The organism is Amycolatopsis thermalba (assembly GCF_003385215.1).
In the GTDB taxonomy this organism is placed as follows: domain Bacteria; phylum Actinomycetota; class Actinomycetes; order Mycobacteriales; family Pseudonocardiaceae; genus Amycolatopsis_E; species Amycolatopsis_E thermalba.
On sequence record NZ_PQHW01000063.1, the window covers coordinates 1 to 25,943 of the forward strand.

Here is a 25,943-nt window from a genome sequence, read left to right on the forward strand (position 1 = left end):
ACGCCACCCCCACCACCTCAGCCGCTCGTGTCCGTCACCGCCAGCCGCTGCGCCAGGCGCGCGATCCCGTCCCGGATCATGCCGCCGTAACCGTCGTCCGCCAGCGTGCCGATCTCCGCCTGCGCCTCGGCCAGGTGCTCGCGCGCCCGCCGCACATCACCCAGCCGGCGATACACGTCACCCAGGTTCAGGTGCAGCGACGGGAAGAACCCCCGCACCTCCGCGGGATCGGCGGCCCGCGCCACCTCCAGCGCGCGGAGGTCCCACCGCAACTCCTCCTCCGGCGAGTCCTGCCGGTCGGCCAGGAAGTGCGCCGCCGCGCAGCGGTCGACCGCCGGCCCCTCCTCCCACAACCGCAACAGGATCCGCCGCGCCTCGGCCGGTTCCGCCGTCATCGCCCGGGCCAGCTCTTCTCTCGACATACGCCCACGTTGCCCCTTCGACCGGCTCGAAGGTCAAGCCGTCGCTACCCTGGAGCACACGAACGACGCTGGGGGCGCCATGGGGGTACGTCACTACCTGCGGAACGAGCGCCGCACGTTCGCAGCCATCGGGCTCGCGCTGCGCGGCAGGAAAGCGCTTGCGGCCGACGCCGACGCGATGCCCTATTCGCGGGCACAGCGCCCGCTGCTGATCGTGTTCGCCGTCCTGACCGTGGCCGAGGGCCTGCTGTTCGTGCTCGTCGGCTTCGGGGTCGCGGTGCACCTCGTCCTCGCCGTCGTCGAGGTGTACTCGTTGCTCCTCCTGCTGGGTCTGCTGTGCTCGATGACCTGCTACCCGCACAGCGCCTCACCCGAGGAAGTCCGGGTCCGGTACGGCGCCTACGTGGACGTCCCGATCCCCGCGGACGCCATCGCCGCGGCGCGTATCCGGCGCGAAGACCACTCCGGCAAGCCGATGATCCACCTCGCCGGCGACATCTTCACCCTCGCGCTGTCCTGGCAGACGAACGTGGTGCTCGAACTCCACCACCCGGTGACCGTCACGCGTCCCCTCGGCCGGACCGGTGAGGCGCGCACGATCCGGTTCTACGCCGACGACCCGGACGCCGCGGTCCGCGCGAGCACCACCGCGCTGGCGGACCGCCCGCGCCGCGGTTGACGGCGGGTCACGAGCGCGCTCCGCGGTTCCCGGTGGCCAGCAGCCACAGCAGGTACGGCGCCCCGACCGCCCCGGTGACGACCCCCACCGGCAGCTGGTGCGCGCCGCTGAGCAGGTGCTGCGCGGCGAAGTCCGCGACGAGCGTGACCAGCGCACCGACCAGCGCGGACGGGACCAGCCCCGGTCGCCCGGTGCGCAGGACGCGCGTCGCGATCGGCCCGGACAGGAACGCCACGAACGCGATCGGCCCGCCGACCGACGTCGCCACCCCGCACAGCGCGGCGGCCAGCGCCAGCAACCCGAGCCGCACCCGGTCCACGCGCACGCCCAGTCCCTTGGCGGCGTCGTCGCCGAGCTGCAGCACCGCCAGCGCGCGCCCGAGCAGCAACGCGGCCGGCACGAGCACGACCAGGAACACCGCCGCCATCCGGACCTCGCCCCAGCCGACGCGGCCGAAGCTGCCGGTGATCCACACCAGCGCCTGCGCGGCGATCCGCACGTCCGCGCGGGTCAGGAAGTAGGACATGGCGCTCGCGGCCAGCGCGGCGACCCCGATGCCGACCAGCACGAGCCGGTGCCCGGTGACGCCGCGCCGCCAGGCCAGCACGTAGATCAGCACCGACGTGAGGAGACCGCCGGTGAGCGCGGCGGCGGGCACGACCAGCCCGGACACGCCGAAGGTGATCAGGCACAGCACCGCGGCCAGCGACGAGCCCGCGGTCACGCCGATGACGTCCGGGCTGGCGAGCGGATTGCGCAGGAGCCGCTGGAACAGGGCGCCGGACAGGCCGAACGCGAACCCGGCCAGCAGCCCGGCGAGCGCGCGGGGCAGCCGCAGCCGCAGCACGATGTAGTCGTCCCGGACCGTGCCGCCGCCGAACAGCGTGCGCACCACGTCGGGCAGCGCGATCGGGAAGTCCCCGATGGACAGTGCGAGCAGGAAGACCGCGAGCACCGCCACGGCCAGCGCGGCGGTGACGATCGCGGTGCGGCGCGCCGTGCGGCGGTGGACCGCCAGGACCGTGCTCATCCGCGCACCCGCTTCCGGCGCACCAGCGCGATGAACACGGGCGCGCCGATCGCGGCCGTCACGATGCCGACCTGCAGCTCGCCGGGCTGCGCGAGCACCCTCCCGAGGATGTCGGCGGTCAGCAGCACCAGCGGCGCCAGCACCATCGAGTACGGCAGCAGCCACCGGTGGTCCGGACCGGTGATCAGCCGCGCGGCGTGCGGCACCATCAGGCCGACGAAGGCGATCGGGCCGGCCATCGCGGTCGCCGTGCCGCACAGGATCACCACGGCCAGCGCACACAGCGCCCGGCCGGCGTTGACGTTCACCCCGAGCCCGCGGGCCACGTCGTCGCCCATCGCCAGGCCGTTGAGGGCGCGCGCGGCGGCCAGGGGCATCACGAAGCCCACGACCAGGAACGGCAGCGCCTGCGTGACCACCGCGGAGTCGCGGCCGGCCAGCGAGCCGACCTGCCAGAACCGGAACTGCTCGTAGGTGGCGTTGTCGGTGACCAGGATGCCGGTGGTCAGCGACCGGAACGCGGCCTCGCACGCGGCGCCGGTGAGCGCGATCTTCAGCGGGGTGACGCGGTCGCGGCCGAGCGAGCCGATGCCGTAGACGAGGACCGCCGCGAGCGCCGCGCCGAGGAACGCGAACCAGACGTACCCGGTCATCGACTGGATCCCGGCGAGGCTGATCGCGGCGACCACGCACAGCGACGCCCCCGCGTTGACGCCGAGGATGCCGGGATCGGCGAGCGGGTTGCGGGTGACGCCCTGGATGATCGCCCCGGCCAGGCCGAGCGCGGCGCCGGCCAGCACCCCGATCAGGGTCCGCGGGATCCGGATCTGCCACACGATCAGGTGGTCCGGGTTCGCCGGATCGTGGTGCAGCAGGGCGTCGGCGACGACCGACGGCGGGAGCCCCTTGGCCCCCACCGCGACGCTGGCCACCACGGCCAGCCCCAGCGCCACCAGGCCCAGGATCAGGCCCAGGCCGAGCGGGGCCCGGCGGCGCTGGGGGAGTCCGGTCGTGGGTTCGCGGAGCACCTCGCTCAGCGTGCCATCGCCTCGGTGATCATCGGCACCACCTTGTCGATCGCGTAGCTCAGGCCCAGCGGGGTGGCGCTGGCGAAGGCCTGCGAGATCGTCTGGTCGGACAGCACGACCACGTGCCCGGCCTTGACCGACGGCACCGCCTGGAACAGCGGGTCGCTGCCGATCTGGCTCGCGTCGATGCCGATCGGCGACATGACGGTGAGGTCAGCGTCGAACAGGTCCATCCGCTCCGGGGAGACGGTGATGTAGAAGTCCTTCCCGGCCAGCGCCTGCACCCGCGGGGACTGCGTGAAGCCGAGGCGCTCCAGGAACTCGACGCGGGCGCCGCCGTTGACGTAGGCGCCGTAGGAGGTGGCCATCTTCGCGCCGACCGCGACGGTCTTGCCCTTGAACTCGGGGTGCGCGTCGGCCGCTTGGGCGAACTTGGCGTCCAGGTCGCCCTTCACCTGCTCGGCCTGGGCGGTCCGGCCGAGCGCCTTGCCGATCATGTCGAGCTGCTGCTGCCAGGTGGTCGCGTAGGCCTCGCCGCCGGCCGGGATGCCCAGGACGGGGACGCCGAGGGCGGCCAGCTGGTCGTAACGGGCCCGGTCGCCGCTGGCGCGGGTGTCCAGGATCAGGTCCGGGTTCAGCGCGGCGACCTGCTCGGCGCTGACCTCCATCGTGCCGAGCATCGTGGGCGCGGTCGTGTAGCGCTTGTCCTGCGGCATCCACGGCGCGACGCCGTCGCCGCCGATCGGCAGCCAGTCCGCGGCGCCCACCGGCTGCACCCCGAGGGTCAGCGCGACCTCCGCATCACCCCATCCGAGCGCGACGACCCGCTGCGGCTGCCGGTCGATCGTGACGTCACCGAACGCGGTCGGGATGGTGACCGGGAACTGGCCGGTGGCCGGGGTCGCCGGCTCGGCCGGGCCCTGCTCCGCGGGCGAGCCGCAACCCGCGAGCACGAGGACCGCGCCCAGGAGGAGAGCCAGGAGGGAACCGCGCGCACGCGGCCGTGGGAAACGCATGGGAAACCTCTCGGGATTAGGTAAGCCGATCCTAAATCAATGCCGGGGTGCGCGGTCCAGATGGCCGTGATCACAGGCGGGGGTGGCGCTTCCGGCTCGCAGGGTGTGCCATGGACTGGCCGTGGTTTCGGCGAGCGGGACGGCCGCTCGCAGCGCTTTGAGCAGACAGGGCGTAGGTGAGCGGGATGGACGACGCACCGGCGAGGGGCGAGTCCGTGCTCGACCTGCCGGACCCGGTGCCGCCGCTGGTGCGGGTGCGCCGGTGGATCGCGGCCGAGCTGGCCGACCTGGGGGACGACCGGGTGGCCGCGGTGCAGCTGGTGGCGACCGAGCTGCTCACGAACGCCTACGACCACGGCGGCGGGCACGGCCGGATCCGCCTGTCCCGCAGCGGCAACCGAATCCTGGTGGAGGTCGACGACGGGTCCCCGGACCCCCCGCTGCTGGGCGACGGGAACCCGAAGTCGCCACGCGGACGGGGCCTGGTGCTGGCAGACAGGCTGTCGGCCGCGTGGGGACACCGGCTGAGGGCGGACGGCGGAAAGGCGGTGTGGGCGGTGATCGACGGTTCAGCCGCCACCGGCGCCGGTTGAGCAAGTGCGGCGACCGGGTACCGCGCACCGTGACAGGGCCAGCACGATCAGCGCCGCCCTGCTCCCCGTGGGCTGCCTCGGCCTGGCACGTCGCGGTCCACTGCGGACGCACCCTGCGGCGCCTCCGCGGTGACGTGTGCGACGACCCCGGACCAGGACGGCGTGCGGCACGGGCCGGTGGCGCTGACGATGGTGATCATGGTGGCGTCTCGTGCCGTTCGGGCTGGCCCTGAGCGGTCGGGCTGCGGATGATTGACCGACCCCCCGGCAGCGCGGTGGCGCGGGCCCTGCCGTTCTGGTTCAGCCGGGAGATCGGCACGTACGCGATCGAGGGCGTGGACAGCGGCTGCCTGGTGCGCGGAGTGCTGCACGGCGTGGCATGCACGGCGGTGCTGCTGGCCGCGGTAGCGGTGGCGTCGTCGGTGCGCCTGCGGCAGCGGACGCACCTGAAGTTCCTCGGGCCTCGCTGACGCGGGGGCGCCGCGGGGCCGCCGGCACGGCAGCATCCCCGCCATGGCGGCGGACGCACCTCCAGGTCGTCGTCTCACTGAGGTGAGGGCGCCGCGTGGCGCGCGGCGGTGCTCCTGGCCGCAATCGCCGCGGCCTCGAGGCTGCAGCAGCGGACGCACCCGGAGTTCCTCGGCCCCCTGACGCGGAGTTGCCGCGGGCGTGCGCCGCGATGCCCGGCACGGCAACATCCCCGCCGTGGCAACGGACGCACCGCCAGGCCGCCGCGCCCCGCTGACGCCAGGTCACCCCACCGGAACTCCCTTCGAAAGTTGTGGTCCGAACGGAGTCACTTCTTCCTGTTTGCGACCTTCCAGTGGCCAGTTCGCGACAGACATCTTCCTACCGTGCGCAGAAGTGGTTAGTTTCCCAGAGCATCAGTAGCCCGCTGCTGGGAGGGCAGAGATCAATGTCGATCCGATCCCGTTTCACGCTGCCGGCCGGTCTCCGGGCGGGCGTGAAGTGACCGCCACGCTCGACCAACCCCTCAGAGCCGCCCTGCTCACCGCCGAAGAGCTGGCGGTCCTCGCGCTGCTCGCCGACGGCCTGCCCGTCGACGCGGTCGCGCGGCGGCTCAACCTGTCCAAACGCACGGTGCAGCGCCGGATCCGGCGCATCTGCGACCGGCTGGACGTGCACGCCCCGATCCAGGCCGTGGTCTGGGCCGCGCGGCGCAAGCTCATCTGAACCCGAGCGGGAGAACCCCGCGCAGCCCAGGAAATCCGAGCGAGGGATGGTATGCGCCACCGACGTGTCCTCGAACCGAACCGATCAAGACGCCGGTTCCGCCGGGTACTGGCCCAGTTGTGCGGGCTGGTCCTGCTCACCGCCGTGCCCGTGCTGCCCGCACTCGCGGCACCGGCACCCCCACCACAGCAACCACCAGCCGCCGCGCCCGAACCCGTCCGGGTCCTGGTCTTCCACGGCCCCTCCGACCGCCAGGCCGACCCCGTCAACACGGCCGCCGCGGCCATCCAGGAACTCGGCCGCACCGGCGGCTTCCAGGCCGACGTCGCCGCCGACCCGGCCGCCTTCACCCCGGCCAACCTCGCCCGCTACCGCGGCGTCGTGTTCCTCTCCGCGAACTCGGTCACGCTCAGCGCCGCGCAGGAGGACGCGCTCAAGGCGTTCGTCGCCGCGGGCAACGGGTTCGTCGGCGTCCACGACGCCGCTCGCGCGCAGTCCACATCGGACTGGTTCACCGGCCTGATCGGCACCCGGCCCACCACCAGCCCGGACACCGTGCAGCAGGCCGTCGTCGACGTGACCGACCGCCAGCACCCGGCCAACGCCGGCCTGCCGCTGAACTGGACCCGCTCCGACCAGTGGCTGAACTGGAGCCCGAACCCGGTCGGCCAGGTGCACACGATCGCGCAGGTCGAGGAGTGGAAGTACCAGCCGGGGCAGGGCGCCAACGGCGCGTTCCACCCGGTGTCCTGGTGCCGCGACTACTCCGGCGGCCGCTCCTTCTACACCGGCATGGGCCGCACCGTCGAGAGCTACACCACCGACCAGCTCTTCCGCGGCCACCTGCTCGGCGCGATCCGCTGGACCACCGGCATGGTGCGCGGCGACTGCAAGGCCACGATCGCCTCGAACTACACCGTCGAGCGGCTCACCAAGCAGAACGCGCCCGGCCAGCTCGACCAGATCGGCGAACCCCACGGCCTGACCATCGCCCCCGACGGCAAGGTGTTCTACATCGGCAAGGCCGCCTGCCCGTCCGGCCCGATCGTGGACTGGAACGACCCCAACGTGGGCCTGGGCTGCGGCACCATCCACCAGTGGGACCCGAAGACCAAGCAGGTCAAGCTGCTCACCACACTGCCCGTGATGGGCAACCGCGGCAGCGGTGACGAACTGGTCAAGAACGAAGAGGGCCTGGTGGGCATGACGCTCGACCCGGACTTCGCGCGCAACGGCTGGTTCTACGTCTACTGGATGCCGCACTCCTCCATCGACCGGGAGAAGCGGATCGGCCAGCGCACGGTGTCCCGCTTCACCTACGACGCCGCGCGCCAGACCATCGACCAGGCCACCCGCAAGGACCTGCTGCACTGGCCGGCGCAGATCCACAGCTGCTGCCACGCCGGTGGCGGCATGGCGTTCGACGACGCCGGCAACCTCTACATCGGCGTCGGGGACAACAACTCCTCCGGCGGCTCCGACGGCTACTCCGGCAACAACTGGACGGCCGAGTACCAGGGCGTCTCGTTCCAGGACGCGCGCCGCACGTCGGGCAACACCAACGACCTCAACGGCAAGATCCTGCGCATCCACCCGGAGCCGGACGGCACCTACACGATCCCGCCGGGCAACCTGTTCACCGGCACCGAGGAGGGCGGCGGCAAGACCCGCCCGGAGATCTACGTGATGGGCGTGCGCAACATCGCCCGGCTGGCCGTCGACAAGCAGCACGACTGGCTCACCGCGGGCTGGGTCGGCCCGGACGCCGGCGCGCCGAACCCGGAACTGGGGCCGGCCAAGTACGAGACGGCCACCGTCATCACCTCGGCGGGCAACCAGGGCTGGCCGTACTGCATGGGCAACCGGCAGCCCTACCGCGACCGCAGCAACACCGACGCCAGCGTGCTCACCGGCTGGTACGACTGCGACAACCTGAAGAACACCTCGCCGCGCAACACCGGCCTGGTGGACATCCCGCCCGCCCGGGACAACGCGATCTGGTACTCGCCGCAGGGCGGCGGCCCGGTCTACCCGGCGCGCGCGGACGGCAGCGGCGTCCCGTCCTACGTGCAGTCCGAGGCGACCTACACCGAGCCCTACCTCAAGGGCGGCGGGCAGGCCGTGATGTCCGGTCCGACCTACCACCGCGCCGAGGTGAACACCGCCAGCGGTGTCGCGTGGCCGGCGTACTGGGAGGACAAGTGGTTCATCGGTGACGAGTCCAACGGCAACAACCGGATCGCGGTGACGCTGGACCCGGCGCGCGTGCCTGCCCAGGGCGCGCCCGCGTTCGCCGAGGACCTGCGGCAGATCATCAAGGGCGGCGGTGGCGACACCGGCCTGCAGAGCTGGATGGACGCCAAGTTCGGCCCGGACGGCGCGCTGTACCTGCTGGACTACGCGGGCGGCTTCTTCAGCCTCGACCCCAACCAGAAGCTGCTGCGCATCACCTACCACGGCGGGGCGGCCACCCCGGCTCCCGCGGCCGCCACGGTCGGGACCACCACGCAGGCCGGCCCGATGACCATGGCGTTCACCGGCGCCAAGGCCGGTGGTGTGGCGTGGCGCTGGGACTTCGGTGACGGCACCACCTCCACCGAGGCCAACCCGAAGCACACCTACCTGCTCGGCGGCACGTACTACGCGACGCTGGAGGTCACCTACGCCGACGGGGAGAAGGCCACCGCGAACCTGCCGGTGACCGTCAGCTGCCCGGCGCCCGACGCCCGGCAGAAGGTGTGGCTGCTGGACAGCGAAACCGCGGTGCCCAACCGCAACATCGGACTCGGCTGCACGATCAACGACCTGGTCGACGACGAGCGGCCGTGGGCGAGCCACGACGCGTTCACCGCGTACGTGACCGACGTGGCGGCGAAGCTGCGTGGCTTCGGGCTGCTGTCCGACAAGGAGGCCAACCAGCTGACCCGGGCGGCCTCGGCGTCCCAGGTCGGCCGGTCCACCGCCTACGAATGGCTCTTCGACGGCACCTCGACGGCCGGCTGGAGCCAGGCGCCGGACGGCCGGTTCGACCTGCAACCGGACGGCACGCTGCACAGCGCGGGCGGCATGGGCATGCTGTGGTACTCCGGCAAGGCGTTCGGCGACTTCTCGGTGCGGCTGCAGTTCCGGGACGTGGCACCGGCCGGTGACCGGGCCAACAGCGGGGTGTTCACGCGGTTCCCCGATCCGCGCATCCCGCTGGAGCAACGCCCGCCGGGCAGCTGCGGCACGGCCTGGTCGGCGCGGACCTCGCAGGCGTGGGTCGCGATCTACTGTGGACAGGAGATCCAGATCAACGACAACACCGCGGGTGACGCGCAGAAGACCGGTTCGGTCTACAACTTCTCGCAGGTGGGCCTGGACCGGGCGATGCCGACGCCGAAGGGCGTGTGGAACGACTACGAGGTGCGGGTGACCGGCCAGCACTACACGATCATCCGCAACGGCGTGGTGATCAACGAGTTCGACAACACGCCCGGCAAGCAGTCGTCGCGTGCCGGTGACCCGCCGACCGATCTGCGGCAGTTCTTCAGCGGGTTCATCGGGCTGCAGAACCACAGCGACCGCGACGTGATCGAGTTCCGCAACATCCGGGTGCGGCAGCTGTAAGCAACTCCCGTTTCCCCGGTGGCGCCGCCGCGCGCGGCGCCACCGGGCTCCCCCCTGCGAGGAAACCCATGAGAATTCTGCGTGGCGCGCTCGTGGCCGCGACGGCGGGACTGTGCCTGCTCACCGGCACGACCACCGCCGCGATCGCCGAGCCGGTGCCGATCACCGTGGTGGCCGAGCAGGTGCTGACCTGGACCGCCGACGACAGCCTGACCGAGTACGCCTCGGCGCCGGCGACGGCGGTGGCGGGCCCGGCGACCATCGTGTTCGAGAACAGCACGGACACCGGCAACACCACCGGCATGACGCACACCCTGACCTTCGACACGTCGACGCCGGGCTACAACCACGACGTCGACCTCAACATCACCGCGAGCCCGCTGGACGCCCAGCACGGGCTGCACCAGGCGCAGGTGACCCTCACCCCGGGCAAGTACCGCTACTACTGCGCGATGCCCGGGCACACGATGAGCGGCGAGCTGATCGTCACCGAGAGCGGCGAGCAGGACACGACGCCGCCCGAGGTGACCGCGTCCGTCGACGGCACCACCGACGCCGACGGCAACTACGTCGGCACGGCCACGCTCACGCTGACCGCGACCGACGACAGCTCCGGGGTCGGGACCGTCGAATACACCCTCGACGACGACACCTACCGCCCGTACAGCGGGCCGGTCACGATCACCGCGCCCGGCGCGCACACCGTGCACTACCGCGCCACGGACAAGGCGGGCAACGCGAGCGACCCGAAGACGCTGGTGATCAACGTCGTGCAGCCCAACGACGACACCACCGCGCCGCAGGTGACCGCGAGCGTCGCCGGTGAGCGCAACGGCGCCGGGAACTACGCGGGCAGCGCCACCGTGACGCTCAGCGCGACCGACGCCGAGTCCGGCGTGGCGAGGGTCGAGTACACCATGGACGGCGGCGGGTACGTGACCTACACCCAGCCGGTCGTGCTCGGCACCGGCACCCACACGCTGACCTACCGCGCCACCGACAAGGCCGGCAACACCAGCGAGCCGAAAACCCTGACGGTGCAGGTGGATCCGCTCGGCGACGTCGTCGCGCCCTACGTGACGGCCGACCTGGACGGCGAGCTGAACACCGAGGGCTCCTACGTCGGCAAGGCCACGCTCGTCCTGGCCGCCACCGACACCGAATCCGGGATCGCCTCCATCGAGTACGACCTGGACGGCGCCGGTTTCGTCCGCTACGGCCAGCCGGTGACCATCACCGCGGTCGGCACGCACATGCTGCACTACCGGGCGACCGACCGGGCAGGCAACACCAGCGCGGTGCGGATGCTGTCGTTCACCATCGCCGAAGCCGGCGACCTGACCGCGCCCGTCGTGTCCGTGCAGCTGTCCGGGGCGCAGAACTGGTCGTGGGACTACGTGGGCCCGGTGACGGTCACGCTGTCCGCGACGGACGAGGCCTCGGGTGTCGCGCGCATCCAGTACTCGCTGGACGGCAACGTGTTCACCCGCTACCGCAAGCCGTTCGTCGTCGACCGCGTCGGCACCCACACGATCCGCTACCGCGCCACCGACGAGGCAGGCAACACCAGCGAGATCGGCAGCGTCACGTTCACCATCGTGTCGTCGAGCGGCCCCTCGAAGCAGGAGCGGCAGCCGAACCCGGCGTTCGAACGCATGGTGTGACTCCTCCCTTTCACGAAAGGACCATTCATGGCCAAGTTGACGCGGCGCGCCGTGCTCGGCACCGCGGCGGCCGGGCTGGCCGCGTCGGTGCCCGGTGTCGCGGCAGCGGCACCGGTGCGGGCGCAGGGCACGACCCGGCGGATCACGATGTACGCCGAGAAGATCTCCGACGAGCTGTACGGCTACGGCCTCGCGCCCGGCGGGGCGACGGTGCCCGGGCCGGTGCTGGAGATGTGGGAGGGCGACACCCTCGAGATCGACCTGGTCAACACGACCGACCGGGTGCTGTCGCTGCACCCGCACGGCGTCGACTACGACATCAACTCCGACGGCACGCTGATGAACGGCTCCGCGGTGATGCCCGGCCAGACCCGGCGGTACGTGTGGAAGAGCCACGTCGGCTACCGGCGGGCGGACGGGTCGTGGGCCGAGGGCACGGCGGGTTACTGGCACTACCACGACCACGCGATGGGCACCGAGCACGGCACCGAGGGTGTGCTCAAGGGCCTGTACGGGGCGCTGGTGGTGCGGCGGCAGGGCGATCTGCTGCCGAAGCGGCAGTTCACCGTGGTGTTCAACGACATGATGATCAACAACCGGTCGCACCACGACGCGCCGACGTTCGAGGCGAACCTCGGCGAGCGGGTGGAGTGGATCGCGATCGGGCACGGCAGCAACTTCCACACCTTCCACCTGCACGGGCACCGCTGGCTGGACAACCGCACCGGGATGCGGACCAGCGAGTACGACCCCAGCCCGCTGATCGACATCAAGGACCTCAACCCCGGGGTGTCGTTCGGGTTCCAGGTGATCGCCGGTGAGGGGGTCGGGCCGGGGATGTGGATGTACCACTGCCACGTCCAGAACCACTCGGACATGGGGATGGCCGGGATGTTCCTGGTGCGCAACGCCGACGGCACGATGCCGCCCGGTGTCCACGAACACTGAGATTCGCGAAGGAGAGCGGCATGTGTGGTGGTGTGCCCGTCGTCGTCGACCGGCGGCGGTTCCTGAAGGGTGTGGCGGCGACGGCGGCCGGGGTGGCGGCGCTGGGGGTGCCCGCGACGGCGGCCGCCTCGCCGGGGCGGCGCATCCCGAACAGCCGGATCGGGTTGCAGATGTACTCGGTGCGGGACGCGTTCATGTCCCAGCCGGAGGCGGTGCTGCGGGCGCTGGCCCGGGCCGGGTACCGGAACCTGGAGTTCGCCGGGTTCCCGGGCGGGACGGATCCGGCGCACGCGCGGGAGGTCCGGCCGCTGCTGGAGAAGTACGGGCTGCGGGCGGTGTCCAGTCACCACGGGTACGCGGAGTTCCTCGACGACGCGCGGGTGGGTGAGCTGATCGAGATGGCCCGGATCCTGGGGCAGCGGTACATCGTGTGCCCCGGCGGGGTGCCGGACACGGCGGAGGGTTTCGCCGAGGCCGCTACCGTGTTCGACCGGGCCGGCGAGCGGATCCGGCGGGCGGGGATGAAGCTCGGGTACCACAACCACACCAGCGAGTTCACCGGGCACGGGCCGGACGGGCGGAGCTTCTACCAGATCCTGCTGGACGGTTCGGATCCGGAGTTGCTGTACCTGGAGCTGGACATGGCGTGGTCATCGGCGGCGGGGTTGAGCGCGCAGGACAACGTCGAGCTGATCCGGGCGAACCGGGGGCGGATGCTGCTGGCGCACGTGAAGGACCTGGACGCTTCCGGCAACCTGGCGGACCTGGGCACCGGGGTGATCGACTACCGCACCATCCTCAGCGGCGCGACCCGCCTGGGCATGCGCGAGTTCATCATCGAGAACGACGACCAGAGCAACCCGCTGACCGATTCACGGGCCGACCGCATGCACGACTACCTGGCCGCCCTGCGGCTGCGCTAGGCGGGCGGGGTCCGGCTCCGGCGGGGATTGGCAGGCCCGCCGGAGCCACCGCCCACGCCCGTGCCCCCGCCACCACACGGCCGCGGGCACGCGCGCCCCCGTGCCACCGCCGACCCGGCCTCCGCCGGGCACGAAGTCAGATCACCCCGCGCCGCACGGCCCACACCACCGCCTGGATGGGCGTCGCCACGCCGAGGCGGTCGCAGACGGCCCTGATGCGGCGTCGCACGGTTCGCCCGGACAGGCCCACCCGCTCGGCCACCTCCTCCGGCGACAGCCCCTCCGCGAGCAGCCCCAGCAGCACCAGGTCGCCGCGGGGCAGGTCGGTCACCTCTCCCACTCCGCGATCGTCATCGCCCGGCCACGGCCGGTCAATGACACAACAGGACAAGGTGACTCACACCGCGGCCGCGAGGTCGAGCCGGTCCCACCCGCCGGTCGGCAGCGGCCGGACGTCGCGCACCCACTCCGCCCGCAGGTACGGCAGGCACACCTGCACCGGCTCGCGCTCGGCCGGCCCCAGCTCCCACGCGCACTCCCGGCCTTCCAGCGACGCGGCGAGGAAGTCGTTCCACCGCCCGTAGTCCGAGGCCACCACCAGCCGCTCGGGGGCGTCGAACTCGACCGTCGCGAAGCCGCGGCTCAGCTCGTGCTCGGCGTCGAACAGCGACACCGCGTCGATCAGCCGCAGCTCACCGCGCCACGCCCACACCGGCGGCCGCCCGCCGGTGGCGACCCCGGCGCGTTCCATGGCGTCGACCATCGCCCGGTAGGGCGCCACCAGGGCCGGCGGCACGCGGTCCCAGTCACCGAAGAGGTCGCCGGTCACGCGGGACAGCGGCTGAAAGGTACGCAAGAGCACGAGCAGTGACGCTAGCCGCGATCACCGCGTGCCCGCCTCCGGGGAATTCCCGGAACCGGAGCCCGGAGTGAGCATCACCACCCCGAGGCGCCTCAGGCCTGCGTGGCCTTCGGCTCCCGGGCCCGGTGACCGTTCGGCCCACCGTGGGAGCGCGCGAACGGCAGCCGCTCCCCCACCTTCTCGCCGACCTTGGCCCGCACGACCCCGGCCGCGCCCTGGACCGCCGGGTGGTCGGCGACCGCCCGGTAGGTCCGCACGATCTGCTCGTACCGCGCACGGCCCGCCCGCGCCCCGAGCACGTACCCGACGGCCGCGCCGAGCAGGAAAGTCTTCATGCCCGCCTCCTGGTGTCTCCGGCTCGATCACTCATTGTCCCCCAACCCCCGCGAAAGTGCCGGGGGGTGCGTGCAGAGCGCGATCGCCCATGGGCTAAAGTTCTCTCCCGTCAGCCCGGAGCGATCCGGGCAGGCAGAGCGTTCCCCTGTAGCTCAATTGGCAGAGCATTCGGCTGTTAACCGAAGGGTTGCTGGTTCGAGTCCAGCCGGGGGAGCTTCCACCCCAGGTCACCGACCTGGGGTTTTTCTTTGTCAGGAACTCGGGACCCCTGACCCGCCAGAAACCCGCCACTTTCACTCCGCGAACATGCCCTCCAGGGCCGCTGCTGACGCTTCGTTGGCCACCCGTCGCTTGCGGTAGTGCTTGTCAGCGACCTTCTGCGTGTTCCCGAGCTGGTCCGCGATCGCGCTCAGCGGCAGGTCAGCGTCATCCAAGACCGAGGCGACGGTCTTCCGGAAGACGTGTGACGTGACCCACCCGTACCCGACCTCGGCGAACGCCTCCCGCACCCGGTTGATCGTGTTGTTCGGGTCCAGCCACTCCCCGTTCCAGCTGGCGAACAGCGGCCCGTCCCCCGCGGCCTGCTTCCGCTCCGTGAGCATCGGGATCGACCAGGTCGGAACCCGCAGCAGCAGGCCCGGCCGGTTCCCCTTCCGGTTCGGGACCCGCACGAGCCCCTGTCCCTGTACCCGGATCAGGTGATTCCCGACCGCGACAGTCCGCTCCCCCGGGTCCACGTCGTCGCCCGTGAGCGCCAGCAGCTCGCCGAGGCGCACCCCGGTGGCGAGCATCGTTCGCACGATGTCGGGCAGGTCTCGCCACACCTGCGCCCGAGAACCCAGCCTCCGACCCGCTGAGTCGGTGCTCTTGTCGACGGCCAGCCGTTCGAGCTTCGCAAGCAGGTCGCTCCGCTGCTCCCGATCGAGCGCGACCACTTCCTTCTCTTCGCCACGTGCCAGCCGGCCGACCGACCGAGCCGGGTTGATCGTCATCGCGCCGTGCCGCACCGCGTAGCCGCATAGCCCGGTCAGGACCGCCCGGACGCTCTTGGCCGTGTCGTAGCTGGTCGCGTCGTGCACCTTCTTGACGAGCCGGTCGCAGGTCGTGACGGTCAGCTCGCGTGCCTGCAACTCGCCGACGGCGGGCAACACCCAGTTCTTGAGCTGCCCTCGGTAGTGCCGCACGGTGTTGGGCGAGCGGTCCCCGAGCTTCGCTTCCCGATCCAGGTCCGCCACCCACATCTCGGCGATGCGCTTCATCCGCGTGTCGCCCGAGATCTCGTCTCCCCGCACCTCGGCCGCCAGGGTGGTCATGGCCTTCTTGAGACGGGTCTCCGCATCAGCCTTGCTGCGACCGATGCGTCCCACTCGCTTCAAGCGACCGTCCGCCATCCGAAACCGGGCAGTCGCCTCCCACCTCTTCGGCGCGACTTCCTTCGTCCGGATCACGCCGTAGGTCCCGATCGGCAACGGGGGCCGGGGCATGTGCTGTCTCCTTTCAGGCCGCGTGGTCGTCGAGGGACTCGAACCACGCGATCACGTCTTCGGGCTTGTAGCGCACGTGCTTGCCGACTCGGCGTCCCTTGGGGCCGTAGTCCCTCGTGCGCCATTCGTAGAGCGTCTTCACCGGCACGCCGAGGTATTCCGCCACGTCGTGCACTGTCCACAGTCGATCCATTTCGTACTCCTTTCACTGGCAGGCCAACGTTTCCTCCGTTTCTTTTCGTGCGATGCGTTTCCGCTCCCGCGCCTTGGCCGCGGCCGTGTTCGCCAGGGCGGCGTCGCCGATGGTCAGCCAACCGATGCCGTCGAAGATCCAGTTGAGAGTGACGGCGGACTCGTCGCCGTCCTGGTCCGTATCGGCCGGCAGTGCCTCTTCGGGGCGTTCGCCGCGCTGGAATGCCTTACGGACGGCTCTCAGCGCTGTGAGGGTGGTGGAGTAGCGGCGGCTCTTGGTGGAGAAGTGGCCGCCGAAGCCGAGCATGTGCGCCCACTTCTGGAGCTTGCCCCAGCCTTCGGCCCACTCGGTGCGCTGCTGCTTGCTGGTGTAGTAGAAGGGCCGCTGCCCGAGCCGCCAGCAGGCGACGAGCTGCCGGGACTGGTGGTTGTCGCGCTCCGCGTGCATGTTGGCGTCGAGCTGCGTGAGCCGCCGGGAGACGTGCCCGGCTTCCTCGGTGGCCTTCGTGGCGTACTTCGCGAGATAGGCCGCCACCGCCGTAGTTGTCAGCGCACCGCGGTCATCGTGATCACTCGCCTGAAGGTGAACGGGGCGGATGTCGCGCTGCTTGCCCCAGGTGAGGGTCCAGCCGGTGCGTCGCCGAGGGTGGGGTGCCGTGGTGAAGCGCGTGACGGTCGCAGCAGTGTCGATAAGGCTGCTCAGCAGCTCCGGCGTGATACTCGGGTCCGGCGCGATGATGGTATCCGGATCGTTCGGGTCAAGGCCATCGAGCCTGATCAGGGCGTGGAAGTGCACGACGCCGCGCCGCTGGTACTCGGCGACTTTGGCATACGAGAGCCGCACCTGCACGCCTCGGTCCTTGGCGGCGGCCTTAAGGTAGCGGTGCAGCGTGATCGTGGTGCGCCGCCACAGTTCTCCGGCGTGGAAGTTCCAGACGGCCTGCGCTTCGTAGTCGTAGCAGTCCCGGCACATCGGCTCCCCCACGCACGAGTCATCCTCGGTGTGCCGCACCCTGCACTCAGTGGAGCGACCGTGCGGGCACGGCGGGGCGTACCGCCGGGGGCGGCAGGGCTTGACCTGCCCGTTGCTAACCACGCGGGTGTGCACGGTCCCGAAGGCCGGCGCGGTGAGCGTGACGAAGAAACACGGGTGCTCGGTCACTGTCTCGGGCACGCCCTTGCCGCCGACGAGCCCCGCCTTCACGAGCTGGTAGGTGTCGGCCCGGTAGGTCTCCGCACACGCGGGGCAGACCGAGGCCCGCCGGTTCTTGCAGGCGACGTAGAGCAGCCCGTCCGGCATGTCGTCAGTGATCCGCTCGACGTCACCGCCGCCCCATTCCGCTTCCACGCGCAGGCGCACGGGCCGGGAGCAGGCAGCCGCGGGCATGACGTGAGCGAGCCACCAGCGGTAGTCCGGGCTGGCCGCGCGGCGCAGGATGTCCGGCTCGGCGACGGCTCCCAGCCCCACCACAGTCTTGGTGGTGGGGCTGAGGGTCATGGTCGAGACGGTCAAGGATGCTCCGGGTCAGACGAACAGGTGCGCGTAGGTCTCGACGTCGCGGCTGGTGGCCCACCGCCAGCCCTCCAAGAGTTCGCCGGTCGGCGCGTAGGCGGGCAGCAGCGCGTAAGGGTCGAATGCGGAAATCGGCAGAGCGATGAAGCCGCCGATCTCCGGCGCGTGCGCCAGGCGGGCGACGTCGACGGCGTTGTTGTCACCGGTGACGAAGACCCACAGCTGCTCGGGAGTGAGGGCCATGGGTTTGGTTGCGGTCAGCATGAGGGCAGTCCTCTCCTGCGAGTCGAATTGCGAATGGGGATTAAGCGGTCTTGCGAGTGCGGATTTGGCGCGCGTATTCGACGAGCGAGTGAATGTGCGCGTCGGTGAGATAGGCGGTCTTCATCCGGCGTGGCATGCCGCCTTCGGCGAGCAGCAGGGCGACGCCGCGTTCCTCCGGAGCGATGTGGGAGGCATCGAAGCCCTGGGAGGCCCAGCCCCGGCCGAGGATGATGTCGGAGCTGGAATCGGTGGTACAGCGGTAGGCCATGCGGTACCCGAACAGGTCCCGCAGCGAAGTCGGGATGATGTCGGCCGAGGGCCGCTGAGTAGCGGCTACGACGATGATTCCGGCAGCCCGGCCCCGGGCAACGAGGTCGCGCAGCAGCCGGACGAACTGCTCTTGCTGGTCCTTGGTGCCCATCGTGGCCGAGAACAGAGCCAGCTCATCGATCACGACCATGATCACGTCGATCGGGTCGTGGCGGTCGATCTTGCGCCGCCGCACCCGGTCCAGCTCGACATAGCGGCGGTCCATCTCCGCCTGCAACCGCTCCAACGCGGTCAGAGCGCGTTCGATGTCGGGACCGACGAACAGGTCGGCCACCTCCCGCCACAGGCCCAGCTCGACCTGTTTGCCGTCGAACAGCCACAACGACAGGTCCGAGCACAGCGCCCCGTGCGCGACGATGTTGTTCAGCCCCACGGACTTGCCCGCTCCGGGCTCCCCGGCGAGCAGGATGTTGCGCCAGATCAGCTCGATGTCGACGCCGTAGCCGTCCTCGTAGATACCCAGGTGCACCGGGTCGTAGATGGACAGCCCAGCCACCGGAATCGTGTTCTTCCGCATGACCGGCCCCCTCAGTCGATGTAGTCGGACAGGTCGTCGACGACCACTCCAGCCGGCCGAGGCGCAGGCTTGTCCTGAACAGGCAGCGGCGTGACCGTGGCGGCCGCGATGGGCTCGGTCCCCTCACCACGGGACTTGCGGACAAGAGACGCCACCTTCGCCAGGGGCGAGTCGATCGGCGTCGAGCGGTCCAGCGGGTCACGACGGATGACCTCGACCGCAAACAGGGTGGACAGCTTGCGCACCCGGTGCACCCGCGCATCCCTGGCATAGCAGGCGGGCGCGATGTACTCGAGGACCGCTTCCAGATCCCCGGCGGAGGAGCCCGCACGGCTCCACAGCCAGATGCGTTCGCCGGTCTTCGTGGGCCGCGCCAGAGCATGAACGGCAGCGCGCCGTCCAGGTTCATCGTGCGGGCACGCGCCTGCCGCAGGCAGGTCCGCAGCCGGTGCCGGTCGACCAGGCACCAGAACCGGGAGAACACAAACCAGCGGGTCTGCGGCACCAGCACCACGACCACCACGGTCCCGGTGAAGATCAACCAGGCGTAACCCTCGCCGACCTGGTGATACAGCCAGGCCATGCTCACGAGGAACACGGCGGTCAGAAAGATCTCTGCGCGCCAGCGCAGCAGCACGCCCAGGCCCACAACGAACCAGTGCTGCTTCGGGGCGTGCCAGAACTCCATGACATCGATTCGGCGCGCTCCACGCGCCCGGCGGATAGACTTCGCCACGACTCCTCCAAGGTGGAGACGAAAAGAGGCACGGGTCCGGACAGGAACCGCCAAGAACCAGACCGGTCCCGTGCTGCTCTTCGAGCGGAATGACTAACGGCCGAGGGTGTTCCGCTCGACCAGGTCCCGGCTGTCATGCCGGGTGAGCACTTCAGACGTTCGTCACGGTCAGGAAGCGGAGTTCGCCGACGTCTTCGAACCGGAGACAGCCTTGATGTCGACTGCACGGAAAGCCACGCCGTTGCGGCCGTTCTGTGCCCACGGAATCGCCTGCAGCTCAACGGGCGTCACTACGGTGCCAGTGGTGACCTTGGGGGCCTGCGGGGCCGCGACGGTCACACTGATCACCTCCGCACCCGAGCCGTCCATGGCAACGAGCTGCACAGTCCACATCGGAACGTTCGTGCTGCGCTCGACCCGCTGAATCCCGTTCTGATCCGTCTTCGGCTGAGCCTCTCGGCCCACCGTGAACGTCACCTGCGAAGTGTCGATGACCAGACGCATAACCTGTCCTCCAAGGGTGATCAGTTCCGCACCGCTCCATAGCGCTCTTCGGTGCGTCCCTGACGATGCCGCCGAGGACGGGGACGGCTTCACCTCACGGAAGGACATCTAGGGACGTCTCTGGTAGCGTGAAGACGTCCCTAGGCGTACTTGGGGGAGGGTTGATGACCAACGAGCGTCTACGTGACGCCATGCTGTCGCGGGGTCTCACCCCGGACCAGCTCGCTGAGCGTATCGCAGTGGACCCGAAGACGGTCGAGCGCTGGATCACCAAGGGCCGCACGCCCTACGCGAAGTCGCGGCACAAGATCGCCGCGATCTTGCGGGAGAGCGAGAGCTACCTGTGGCCGGACGCGCTATCCGAGGCCACGGCGAGCGAGGTCAGCAACTCCGAGATCGTGAAGGTCTACGCCCACCGCAACTCGGTGCCGGCCGATCTCTGGGACAAGCTGTTGGCGCAGGCCACGACGTACGTGGACATGCTGGTCTACGTGGGCATGTTCATGACCGAGAAGCCTGGCTTGCTGGAGCTGCTGCGCGGCAAGGCCGAAGCAGGCGCTCGAATCCGGCTGCTGTTCGGCGACCGGGACGCCCCGGCGGTGATCCAGCGCAGCACCGACGAGGGCATCGGACCGCACACGATCTCGGCGAAGATCGACCACGCGCTGGCCTACTTCCGCAAGCTCGACGGCGTACCCGGAATCGAGATCCGGACGCACGGAACGGTGCTGTACAACAGCATCTTCCGGTTCGACGACGAGATGATCGTCAACCCGCACGTTTACGGCAAGATGGCCGCGCACGCCCCCGCGCTGCACCTGCGGCGGTTGTCGGCGGGCGACCTGTTCACCACCTACGCGGACAGCTTCACCGCCGTGTGGGAGCACGCTCAACCGCACAAGTGGGAGGACTGAGGCTCGTGCCGAAGAAGGACTACTACGACGACCCCGACGCCCCGGCCGCCAACAGCATCGTGCCCGCGGTCGCCGCTGTGGTGCGTAACGAGGCCGGCGACATCCTGATGATCGAGCGCACCGACAACGGTCTGTGGGCGCTCCCCGGCGGAGCCCAGGACCTCGGCGAATCGGTGGTGGACGCCGTGCGGCGCGAGGTCGAGGAGGAAACCGGGCTGACGGTCGAGGTGACCGGGATCAGCGGCATCTACTCCGACCCCAAGCACGTGATCGCCTACGACGACGGCGAGGTCCGGCAGGAGTTCTCGATCTGCTTCCACGCCCGCCCGCTCGCAGGGTCGCTGCGGCCCAGCTCGGAGTCACGGCAGGTGCACTGGGTCGCGCCGGAGCGCCTGGACGAGCTGGACATCCACCCCTCGATGCGGCTGCGCATCGATCACGCGATCAAGAACCCGCAGGACGTCCATTTGGGTTAGCCGCCGAGACGGCGGAAAGACGGCCCTTCGTGCGCTCGACGGCTGCCAGCAGCTCAGGAGTGGCACCGGTGATGAACCGAGTCACGAGATGGTCAGGGCCGTAGCGCCGCTTGATCTCCGCAATGCGGTCTTCGGCGTCGACGGTCTCGCCATCGGGCGAGGTGGTGAGGTCGCAGTACCAAAGTGCGTCGCGGATCGAGCCGCGTTCGTCGTGGAAGTCGGCCAGCTCGTCAGTCAGCCCCCGCAGTTCGGCTTCATAGACGGCGTAGGAGTGATGTGCGACGAGGTGCACAAGCCGTTCGGGGGCATCGACCTTGGCCAGGTAGGTAGCGCCGTCGATGGGGTGAAAGCCAGTGTCAACCAGGTCAGGGGCATACCCGATGTCGTGAAGGACGGCCGCGGCTTCCAGCAGTTCAGCGTCCGATCCGGCAATCGACGCGAGGGTGCGCGCCTGCCGGGCTACGCCCTGGACGTGGGCCCATCGTCGAGGCAGCGCGTCACGCAGCTTCGCCTCGGAGAGGTCATATGCCCACGAAATCAGCGACATCCGCCCACCGTAACGTCAAGATTCAGCGGACGCACGAGGCCCGCGAACGAAGGTGCCCTTGGAGCGGACAGTCACGACCAAGCCCAGGTCCCTCAGGATGCTGGTCGCGTGGCGGGCGGTGCCCAGCGAGACGCCGTACTCGGCGGCCAGCCGCCGTTCGGCCGGCAACGGCGTGTTGGGCTTCAGTCGGCCCGCAGCGATGAGCCTGGCCAGATGATCGGCCAGCTGCTCGTAGATGTACTTGTCCGGGTTGCTGCCCGGATCAAAGACGATGCGTTGGTCGACGGCTTGGCTGCCATCGAGGTCATCGCTCATGCTCCCTCCTGCCTGTCGGCGATACCGGTTGCGCCCCGCCGCATGACGGTGCCACTCGCTGCGACAGGGCACGAGCGCCAGAATATCCGATTTTGGGATATGAGATGGCTCTCCGGTCGCCTTGACAGGTGGAGAAGTCGATCTACTCGGCCGAGTACCAGCAGCTGTGCCGCCTCCTGCGCGAGCTACGCCAGGAGGCCGGCCTCACGCAGGTGCAGGTATCAGAGCGCCTTGGCGTGCCGCAGTCGTTCGTCAGCAAATACGAAACCGGCGAACGGCGACTGGACGTGGTCGAGTTGCGACACATCGCCACGGCTCTCAACACGTCGCTTCACGAGGTCTTGACCCACCTGGAGTCAGAGGAAACTTAGTTCTGAGCTCGACCCAACCGACATCACCCCAACACGCTTCGGATGAAGTTGACCCGCCCCTCCACCGCTACTCGGAACGCTTTACCAGATGCAGTAGGAAGCGGTTCCGCATAAGAAACCCGACCTTCGCTATCAGTTTTTGTGGTGATAAACCATCCGCCTTGGTATATGTTGTCCCCCATAAAGCGCTTGAGCATCTCTTGGTAACGCTGATTGTATGACATTCCCTCAAACGTTGGATCGGCCGGAAACAACGCTGAGATGGGACGATTAGGTTGCTCAGTCTCGTCATCCTCGCGGAGAACGAAGACGTATCCCAGCCATGGCGGCACCTCCCCATAGGCAGCAAACTTTCTTTGCGCCGCCCAAGTATCCGTACCCGATCCGAGCGCTTCCTCAAATCGATTGTTGATATTCTTTCCCACACTGCCAACCTGGCTCTTAAACTCAAGCGCAGCAACAAGCGCACCTTTATAGCGCACAGCCATATCCCACCGCTTACGAGCACGATAAAAGCCAGGAAGGAACGGTTCGTAAACGATCGATTCCTTCGGCATGCCGTTCTCGATGAAAATATCGCGAACGAGATCCCGAATTCCATTCATATGACCCGCCGCGCGCGCCGCACCGCCGGCTAGTCCACCATCAGCTAGCGCTGCAATTTGATCAGCGCGCTTAGTCCAGAACAGTGAAACAGCCACCTGCGTTGGATCGTTCGCGAGGTTATCAGACAAGTTCGTATTCCTTTGGATTGATCCCGTAAGCTACAGCTGCTGCTTCTGTAGCAGCAACAGCATCGCGCGAACGAAATGCGACCTTTAGCGCTTCCTGGGTTGCCGGGTCGATATCGCGCTGCCTGGGAACGCGAATGCGCTTGAGGTACTGGGCCTGAAACCGGAGGGTACCACCTCGCATACGCACGCAATATGCCTCGATGAACGCCTGCGCAACTCGGGACAGCAGGATCCCACCAAGTACTTCCAGGTCCCAGGTCTCCGAGATCACGTAGTATAGGTTATGGTGAGGATAACAGCCCCCAGGCTCCAGGACCGGGTGAATGGTTGTCTTCATGTCCTGAAGCAACAGCTTCGGTTTCCTTACGAGATTTGCCTGGACCTTGTCGATGGTGCGATACCACGCCACCGGATCCCTCTTCGCGACAAAGCGCTCCTTCAACACCGGATGACTAGACAAGTAGGCGGCCATCTTAGGGTATTTGTCAAGGGCAACCAATGAGCCATCTTCAGCCCAGGGATTAACAAGATAGTTGCCTTGCCAATCGAACCTTCCAGACATGAGGTCGCGACGCATTGCCAATGGCAGCATGCGATCCGGTTCAGCTACTGAACGATCCTTAGTGACGAAGACCTTGTCAGCTCCAGTAGCGACGCCAATGGATACTTTGGTTCCGGTCCCTGGGTCATGCAACTGGTTAAACCGATCATTAAGGTACTCAATCAATGCCAAACGTGCCGGAGATCCTGTAGGCCACAGCTCACTACCCTCGAACCAGTGAGGCAGCCGATGGGCCTTCACGCCCAGATCGGTAAACTCCTCAAAATCCTCAGCTTGAACCGCTCTTACTAGCGCTTGCGCCCTTGCTGGCCCAAATTCCGAAGTCGTATCAGCAACTACAGCGGATCCTTGACTTTGGTTGGCCAAGACGATGATCGCGGGATATGCCGACACCTCAGCCTCGAACGCGGGCACGTCATGCATTGTCCAAATGTGCTCTACTGCATACTGCTGGGCGATCAACTGTCGGAGGTCAGACCCGTACTGATTCCGCATCCACCTGTCGGCGCAGATAAAGCCGATCTTGCCGCCCGGGGCCAGCAACCGGAGCGAGCGCTCAATAAAACCGATGTATATATCCCCCCGTCCACGCATTGTCGGCCACATGTGTCGATACTTAGCAGCGAGATCACCAGGGAGGTCGTCATAACGTATGTATGGCGGGTTTCCGATTACAACATCAACCGAACGCTCGTCCACGCCGGATAGAAGGAAATCGGCGTGGTTTACCCAGGAGCCGGCAAGCTTCTGAGCAACGGTCTGAGACACGCCAGCGTCCAGAAGTAGACGACAGCACAGCTCGCGTGAGGCCTCCACGTGGTTGGTCTGGAGGTCGTAGGCCCGAATCGCGTCCTCCAGCTCGGCGAGGTTGCGACCGTAGGCGGTCGCACTCTCGATCAGGCGCTCAATGACGACGCCAAGGAAGGCTCCCGAACCACAGGACGGCTCAAGGAGGTGCACGGATCCCAAGTCGCGGCCGGAGGTATAGCCGGTTAGATCTAAGAGCACCTCGACGATCCATCGACGGGTGAAGACTTCGCCGTAATTCGGCGTAGCAGGAGCCACCAGAGTCACAGAGCTACCTTAAACGCGACACCGACCGTTGGTCGGTAGGCCCCTGAACGTGCCGTGATCTGCCTCGGCCGCCGGGTCCATGCACTCTGCTGTCGTTCCCGCACGTCATCGAGAGCAACGATCGAGTGAGAACTTTCTTTACGTCTTCAAGCCGCCCTGGCGGGCGGGCGCGCGGGCCGAACTGGCGCGCGGCCGCGCTGTCCCGCTCCGCTCGGCGCGGCCGCGCTCAGCGCCGTCGGCCGGCGCGCGCGGGGCACGGGAGGGCGCATGAGGGACGTAGGAAGTGCTGAACGTCGGCGGCTGGCGGAGGGTGCACCGTCCCCGCGATCGCCGCATGGTCAAAGCCGGGCCGAACGCTGTCAACCCCGCTTCGCGCCGATCACGCCGGCGGTGGTCGCCCTGCGGTCGTACCGTCACGGAACGTAGATCGCGGCTGCGGCGTGATCGGTTACAGGGTTGACAGCGTCCGTCCCGGCTGTGGGCGGCTGTGGATCGCGGGGATGGTGCCGCCTGGTTGGTGCGCGCGAGACCGGGCAGCGCGGCGCGGCTCAGAAGATCCGCCCTTTACCCGCCGGAAATGACCGAAGATGGCGGGCAACGACGACCACCATCGCGATCACCCGAAACGGCATCGACCGAGGTCATGGGCAACAGCAGAACACAACCGGCAACATCCACAAACCCCGAAAGCGAGCCGAAGGGTTGCTGGTTCGAGTCCAGCCGGGGGAGCAGCGCAAACAGGGCCCCGGAGATCATCCGGGGCCCTGTTGACATCCAGGGGTGACATCAGTTCCCCGCGGCCAGCTGGTTCATCCGCTCGGCCATCTGGCGCTTCGCCTGGTCCAGCACGTGACCGTAGATGTTGGCCGTGGTCGTGATCGAGGCGTGGCCGAGCTGCTCCATCACCTCGCGGATGGTCGCCCCGTCCTCCAGGAGCAGCGTCGCGCAGGTGTGGCGCAAGTCATGCACGCGGCTGCGGTCGATGCTCGCTCTCCGTAGCACCCGGTCGAGCATGGTGTTCACGTCCCACGGCTCGCCCCTCCCCGATCGGGTGATGAACACGAGGTCGTCCGGCTGCCCCGGTGCCGAGGGTGCTCCTTGACGCC

The 25,943-nt window shown here is 68.8% G+C and carries 29 protein-coding genes, 1 tRNA gene and 1 pseudogene; 12 read left to right on the forward strand and 19 right to left on the reverse strand.

What is annotated here, in order from left to right:
• Nucleotides 1-17: 17 nt before the first annotated feature.
• Nucleotides 18-422: a hypothetical protein gene (locus D0D15_RS22885; protein ID WP_094004810.1), complete on the reverse strand. Its 405-nt coding sequence runs from the start codon at nucleotides 420-422 to the stop codon at nucleotides 18-20.
• A 79-nt stretch (nucleotides 423-501) separates the two neighbouring features.
• Between D0D15_RS22885 and D0D15_RS22890 the strand changes: the two genes are divergently transcribed.
• Nucleotides 502-1,101: a hypothetical protein gene (locus D0D15_RS22890; protein ID WP_115944724.1), complete on the forward strand. Its 600-nt coding sequence runs from the start codon at nucleotides 502-504 to the stop codon at nucleotides 1,099-1,101.
• Nucleotides 1,102-1,108: 7 nt separating this feature from the next.
• Here D0D15_RS22890 and D0D15_RS22895 read toward each other — a convergent pair whose 3' ends face one another.
• The 3 genes from D0D15_RS22895 to D0D15_RS22905 are packed head-to-tail and all read right to left on the reverse strand — an operon-like array spanning nucleotide 1,109 to nucleotide 4,175.
• Nucleotides 1,109-2,131 (reverse strand): FecCD family ABC transporter permease, encoded by a 1,023-nt coding sequence (locus D0D15_RS22895; protein ID WP_094004808.1) that lies wholly within the window; start codon nucleotides 2,129-2,131, stop codon nucleotides 1,109-1,111.
• On the reverse strand, nucleotides 2,128-3,159 hold the full coding sequence (locus tag D0D15_RS22900; protein ID WP_115944725.1) for a FecCD family ABC transporter permease: 1,032 nt from the start codon (nucleotides 3,157-3,159) through the stop codon (nucleotides 2,128-2,130). The genes D0D15_RS22895 and D0D15_RS22900 overlap by 4 nt, the downstream gene beginning before the upstream one ends.
• 5 nt (nucleotides 3,160-3,164) lie before the next feature.
• The gene (locus tag D0D15_RS22905; protein WP_094004806.1) at nucleotides 3,165-4,175 is read right to left on the reverse strand and encodes an iron-siderophore ABC transporter substrate-binding protein; all 1,011 of its coding nucleotides are present in this window, start codon (nucleotides 4,173-4,175) and stop codon (nucleotides 3,165-3,167) included.
• Between the two features lie 185 nt (nucleotides 4,176-4,360).
• Here D0D15_RS22905 and D0D15_RS22910 point away from each other — a divergent pair, with 185 nt between their 5' ends.
• The 7 genes from D0D15_RS22910 to D0D15_RS22940 all read left to right on the forward strand — a co-directional run bounded on the left by D0D15_RS22910 (nucleotide 4,361) and on the right by D0D15_RS22940 (nucleotide 13,106).
• Entirely contained in the window at nucleotides 4,361-4,768 is a 408-nt protein-coding gene (locus tag D0D15_RS22910) for an ATP-binding protein (RefSeq protein ID WP_094004805.1), read from the forward strand.
• A gap of 248 nt (nucleotides 4,769-5,016) precedes the next feature.
• The gene (locus D0D15_RS22915; RefSeq protein WP_233157179.1) at nucleotides 5,017-5,238 is read left to right on the forward strand and encodes a hypothetical protein; all 222 of its coding nucleotides are present in this window, start codon (nucleotides 5,017-5,019) and stop codon (nucleotides 5,236-5,238) included.
• 499 nt (nucleotides 5,239-5,737) lie between these two features.
• The gene (locus D0D15_RS22920) at nucleotides 5,738-5,962 is read left to right on the forward strand and encodes a response regulator transcription factor (RefSeq protein WP_094004804.1); all 225 of its coding nucleotides are present in this window, start codon (nucleotides 5,738-5,740) and stop codon (nucleotides 5,960-5,962) included.
• Between the two features lie 51 nt (nucleotides 5,963-6,013).
• Complete coding sequence (locus tag D0D15_RS22925) at nucleotides 6,014-9,571, forward strand: ThuA domain-containing protein (RefSeq protein WP_115944726.1); 3,558 nt, start codon at nucleotides 6,014-6,016, stop codon at nucleotides 9,569-9,571.
• 92 nt (nucleotides 9,572-9,663) lie between these two features.
• Nucleotides 9,664-11,235, forward strand: a complete 1,572-nt coding sequence (locus D0D15_RS22930) for an OmpL47-type beta-barrel domain-containing protein (RefSeq protein ID WP_115944727.1) — start codon at nucleotides 9,664-9,666, stop codon at nucleotides 11,233-11,235.
• 27 nt (nucleotides 11,236-11,262) lie between these two features.
• The gene (locus tag D0D15_RS22935) at nucleotides 11,263-12,183 is read left to right on the forward strand and encodes a multicopper oxidase domain-containing protein (RefSeq protein WP_094004801.1); all 921 of its coding nucleotides are present in this window, start codon (nucleotides 11,263-11,265) and stop codon (nucleotides 12,181-12,183) included.
• A 20-nt stretch (nucleotides 12,184-12,203) separates the two neighbouring features.
• The gene (locus D0D15_RS22940; protein WP_094004800.1) at nucleotides 12,204-13,106 is read left to right on the forward strand and encodes a sugar phosphate isomerase/epimerase family protein; all 903 of its coding nucleotides are present in this window, start codon (nucleotides 12,204-12,206) and stop codon (nucleotides 13,104-13,106) included.
• 136 nt (nucleotides 13,107-13,242) lie between these two features.
• Here the strand turns inward: D0D15_RS22940 and D0D15_RS22945 are convergent, their stop codons facing one another.
• The 3 genes from D0D15_RS22945 to D0D15_RS22955 form a co-directional block, all read right to left on the reverse strand.
• The gene (locus D0D15_RS22945; RefSeq protein ID WP_094004799.1) at nucleotides 13,243-13,446 is read right to left on the reverse strand and encodes a helix-turn-helix domain-containing protein; all 204 of its coding nucleotides are present in this window, start codon (nucleotides 13,444-13,446) and stop codon (nucleotides 13,243-13,245) included.
• 57 nt (nucleotides 13,447-13,503) lie between these two features.
• Complete coding sequence (locus tag D0D15_RS22950; protein WP_143266169.1) at nucleotides 13,504-13,968, reverse strand: hypothetical protein; 465 nt, start codon at nucleotides 13,966-13,968, stop codon at nucleotides 13,504-13,506.
• A 92-nt stretch (nucleotides 13,969-14,060) separates the two neighbouring features.
• Entirely contained in the window at nucleotides 14,061-14,303 is a 243-nt protein-coding gene (locus D0D15_RS22955; protein ID WP_094004797.1) for a hypothetical protein, read from the reverse strand.
• 142 nt (nucleotides 14,304-14,445) lie between these two features.
• On the opposite strand from D0D15_RS22955, the gene D0D15_RS22960 reads away from it, so the two are divergent.
• Nucleotides 14,446-14,518 (forward strand) — tRNA-Asn (locus tag D0D15_RS22960).
• Nucleotides 14,519-14,597: 79 nt separating this feature from the next.
• Here the strand turns inward: D0D15_RS22960 and D0D15_RS22965 are convergent.
• The 7 genes from D0D15_RS22965 to D0D15_RS22995 form a co-directional block, all read right to left on the reverse strand.
• Nucleotides 14,598-15,617 carry a tyrosine-type recombinase/integrase gene (locus tag D0D15_RS22965; protein ID WP_158224404.1) on the reverse strand — a complete coding sequence of 340 codons (1,020 nt, stop codon included), beginning with the start codon at nucleotides 15,615-15,617 and terminating at the stop codon, nucleotides 14,598-14,600.
• Nucleotides 15,618-15,801: 184 nt separating this feature from the next.
• The gene (locus D0D15_RS22970) at nucleotides 15,802-15,981 is read right to left on the reverse strand and encodes a helix-turn-helix transcriptional regulator (RefSeq protein WP_094004795.1); all 180 of its coding nucleotides are present in this window, start codon (nucleotides 15,979-15,981) and stop codon (nucleotides 15,802-15,804) included.
• A 12-nt stretch (nucleotides 15,982-15,993) separates the two neighbouring features.
• Nucleotides 15,994-17,493, reverse strand: a complete 1,500-nt coding sequence (locus D0D15_RS22975; protein ID WP_233157177.1) for a replication initiator — start codon at nucleotides 17,491-17,493, stop codon at nucleotides 15,994-15,996.
• Nucleotides 17,494-17,505: 12 nt separating this feature from the next.
• A complete protein-coding gene (locus tag D0D15_RS22980) occupies nucleotides 17,506-17,757 on the reverse strand; it encodes a hypothetical protein (RefSeq protein WP_233157176.1) in 252 nt (83 codons plus the stop codon).
• A gap of 40 nt (nucleotides 17,758-17,797) precedes the next feature.
• Nucleotides 17,798-18,604, reverse strand: coding sequence for an FtsK/SpoIIIE domain-containing protein (locus tag D0D15_RS22985; protein ID WP_094004793.1), 807 nt, complete (start codon nucleotides 18,602-18,604; stop codon nucleotides 17,798-17,800).
• 11 nt (nucleotides 18,605-18,615) lie between these two features.
• On the reverse strand, nucleotides 18,616-18,849 hold the full coding sequence (locus tag D0D15_RS37180; protein WP_233157175.1) for a hypothetical protein: 234 nt from the start codon (nucleotides 18,847-18,849) through the stop codon (nucleotides 18,616-18,618).
• 659 nt (nucleotides 18,850-19,508) lie between these two features.
• Nucleotides 19,509-19,844, reverse strand: coding sequence for a hypothetical protein (locus D0D15_RS22995; protein ID WP_094004792.1), 336 nt, complete (start codon nucleotides 19,842-19,844; stop codon nucleotides 19,509-19,511).
• 164 nt (nucleotides 19,845-20,008) lie between these two features.
• Between D0D15_RS22995 and D0D15_RS23000 the strand changes: the two genes are divergently transcribed.
• Nucleotides 20,009-20,758 (forward strand): helix-turn-helix domain-containing protein, encoded by a 750-nt coding sequence (locus D0D15_RS23000; protein WP_094004791.1) that lies wholly within the window; start codon nucleotides 20,009-20,011, stop codon nucleotides 20,756-20,758.
• Nucleotides 20,759-20,763: 5 nt separating this feature from the next.
• Nucleotides 20,764-21,234 carry an NUDIX hydrolase gene (locus D0D15_RS23005; RefSeq protein WP_094004790.1) on the forward strand — a complete coding sequence of 157 codons (471 nt, stop codon included), beginning with the start codon at nucleotides 20,764-20,766 and terminating at the stop codon, nucleotides 21,232-21,234.
• Here the strand turns inward: D0D15_RS23005 and D0D15_RS23010 are convergent.
• Nucleotides 21,203-21,781, reverse strand: a complete 579-nt coding sequence (locus D0D15_RS23010; RefSeq protein ID WP_094004789.1) for an HD domain-containing protein — start codon at nucleotides 21,779-21,781, stop codon at nucleotides 21,203-21,205. The genes D0D15_RS23005 and D0D15_RS23010 overlap by 32 nt on opposite strands.
• 15 nt (nucleotides 21,782-21,796) lie before the next feature.
• Nucleotides 21,797-22,096 (reverse strand): winged helix-turn-helix domain-containing protein, encoded by a 300-nt coding sequence (locus D0D15_RS23015; protein WP_233157174.1) that lies wholly within the window; start codon nucleotides 22,094-22,096, stop codon nucleotides 21,797-21,799.
• 128 nt (nucleotides 22,097-22,224) lie between these two features.
• Here D0D15_RS23015 and D0D15_RS23020 point away from each other — a divergent pair, with 128 nt between their 5' ends.
• Complete coding sequence (locus tag D0D15_RS23020; protein ID WP_094004788.1) at nucleotides 22,225-22,467, forward strand: helix-turn-helix domain-containing protein; 243 nt, start codon at nucleotides 22,225-22,227, stop codon at nucleotides 22,465-22,467.
• Between the two features lie 23 nt (nucleotides 22,468-22,490).
• Here the strand turns inward: D0D15_RS23020 and D0D15_RS23025 are convergent, their stop codons facing one another.
• The 3 genes and pseudogenes from D0D15_RS23025 to D0D15_RS23035 all read right to left on the reverse strand — a co-directional run.
• Nucleotides 22,491-23,201 carry a PaeR7I family type II restriction endonuclease gene (locus D0D15_RS23025; protein ID WP_143266168.1) on the reverse strand — a complete coding sequence of 237 codons (711 nt, stop codon included), beginning with the start codon at nucleotides 23,199-23,201 and terminating at the stop codon, nucleotides 22,491-22,493.
• Nucleotides 23,194-24,837 (reverse strand): Eco57I restriction-modification methylase domain-containing protein, encoded by a 1,644-nt coding sequence (locus tag D0D15_RS23030; RefSeq protein ID WP_094004786.1) that lies wholly within the window; start codon nucleotides 24,835-24,837, stop codon nucleotides 23,194-23,196. Before D0D15_RS23030 ends, D0D15_RS23025 begins: the two co-directional genes overlap by 8 nt.
• Before the next feature lie 786 nt (nucleotides 24,838-25,623).
• A pseudogene (locus D0D15_RS23035) lies at nucleotides 25,624-25,908 on the reverse strand (tyrosine-type recombinase/integrase); the annotation flags it as partial.
• Between the last annotated feature and the right edge of the window lie 35 nt (nucleotides 25,909-25,943).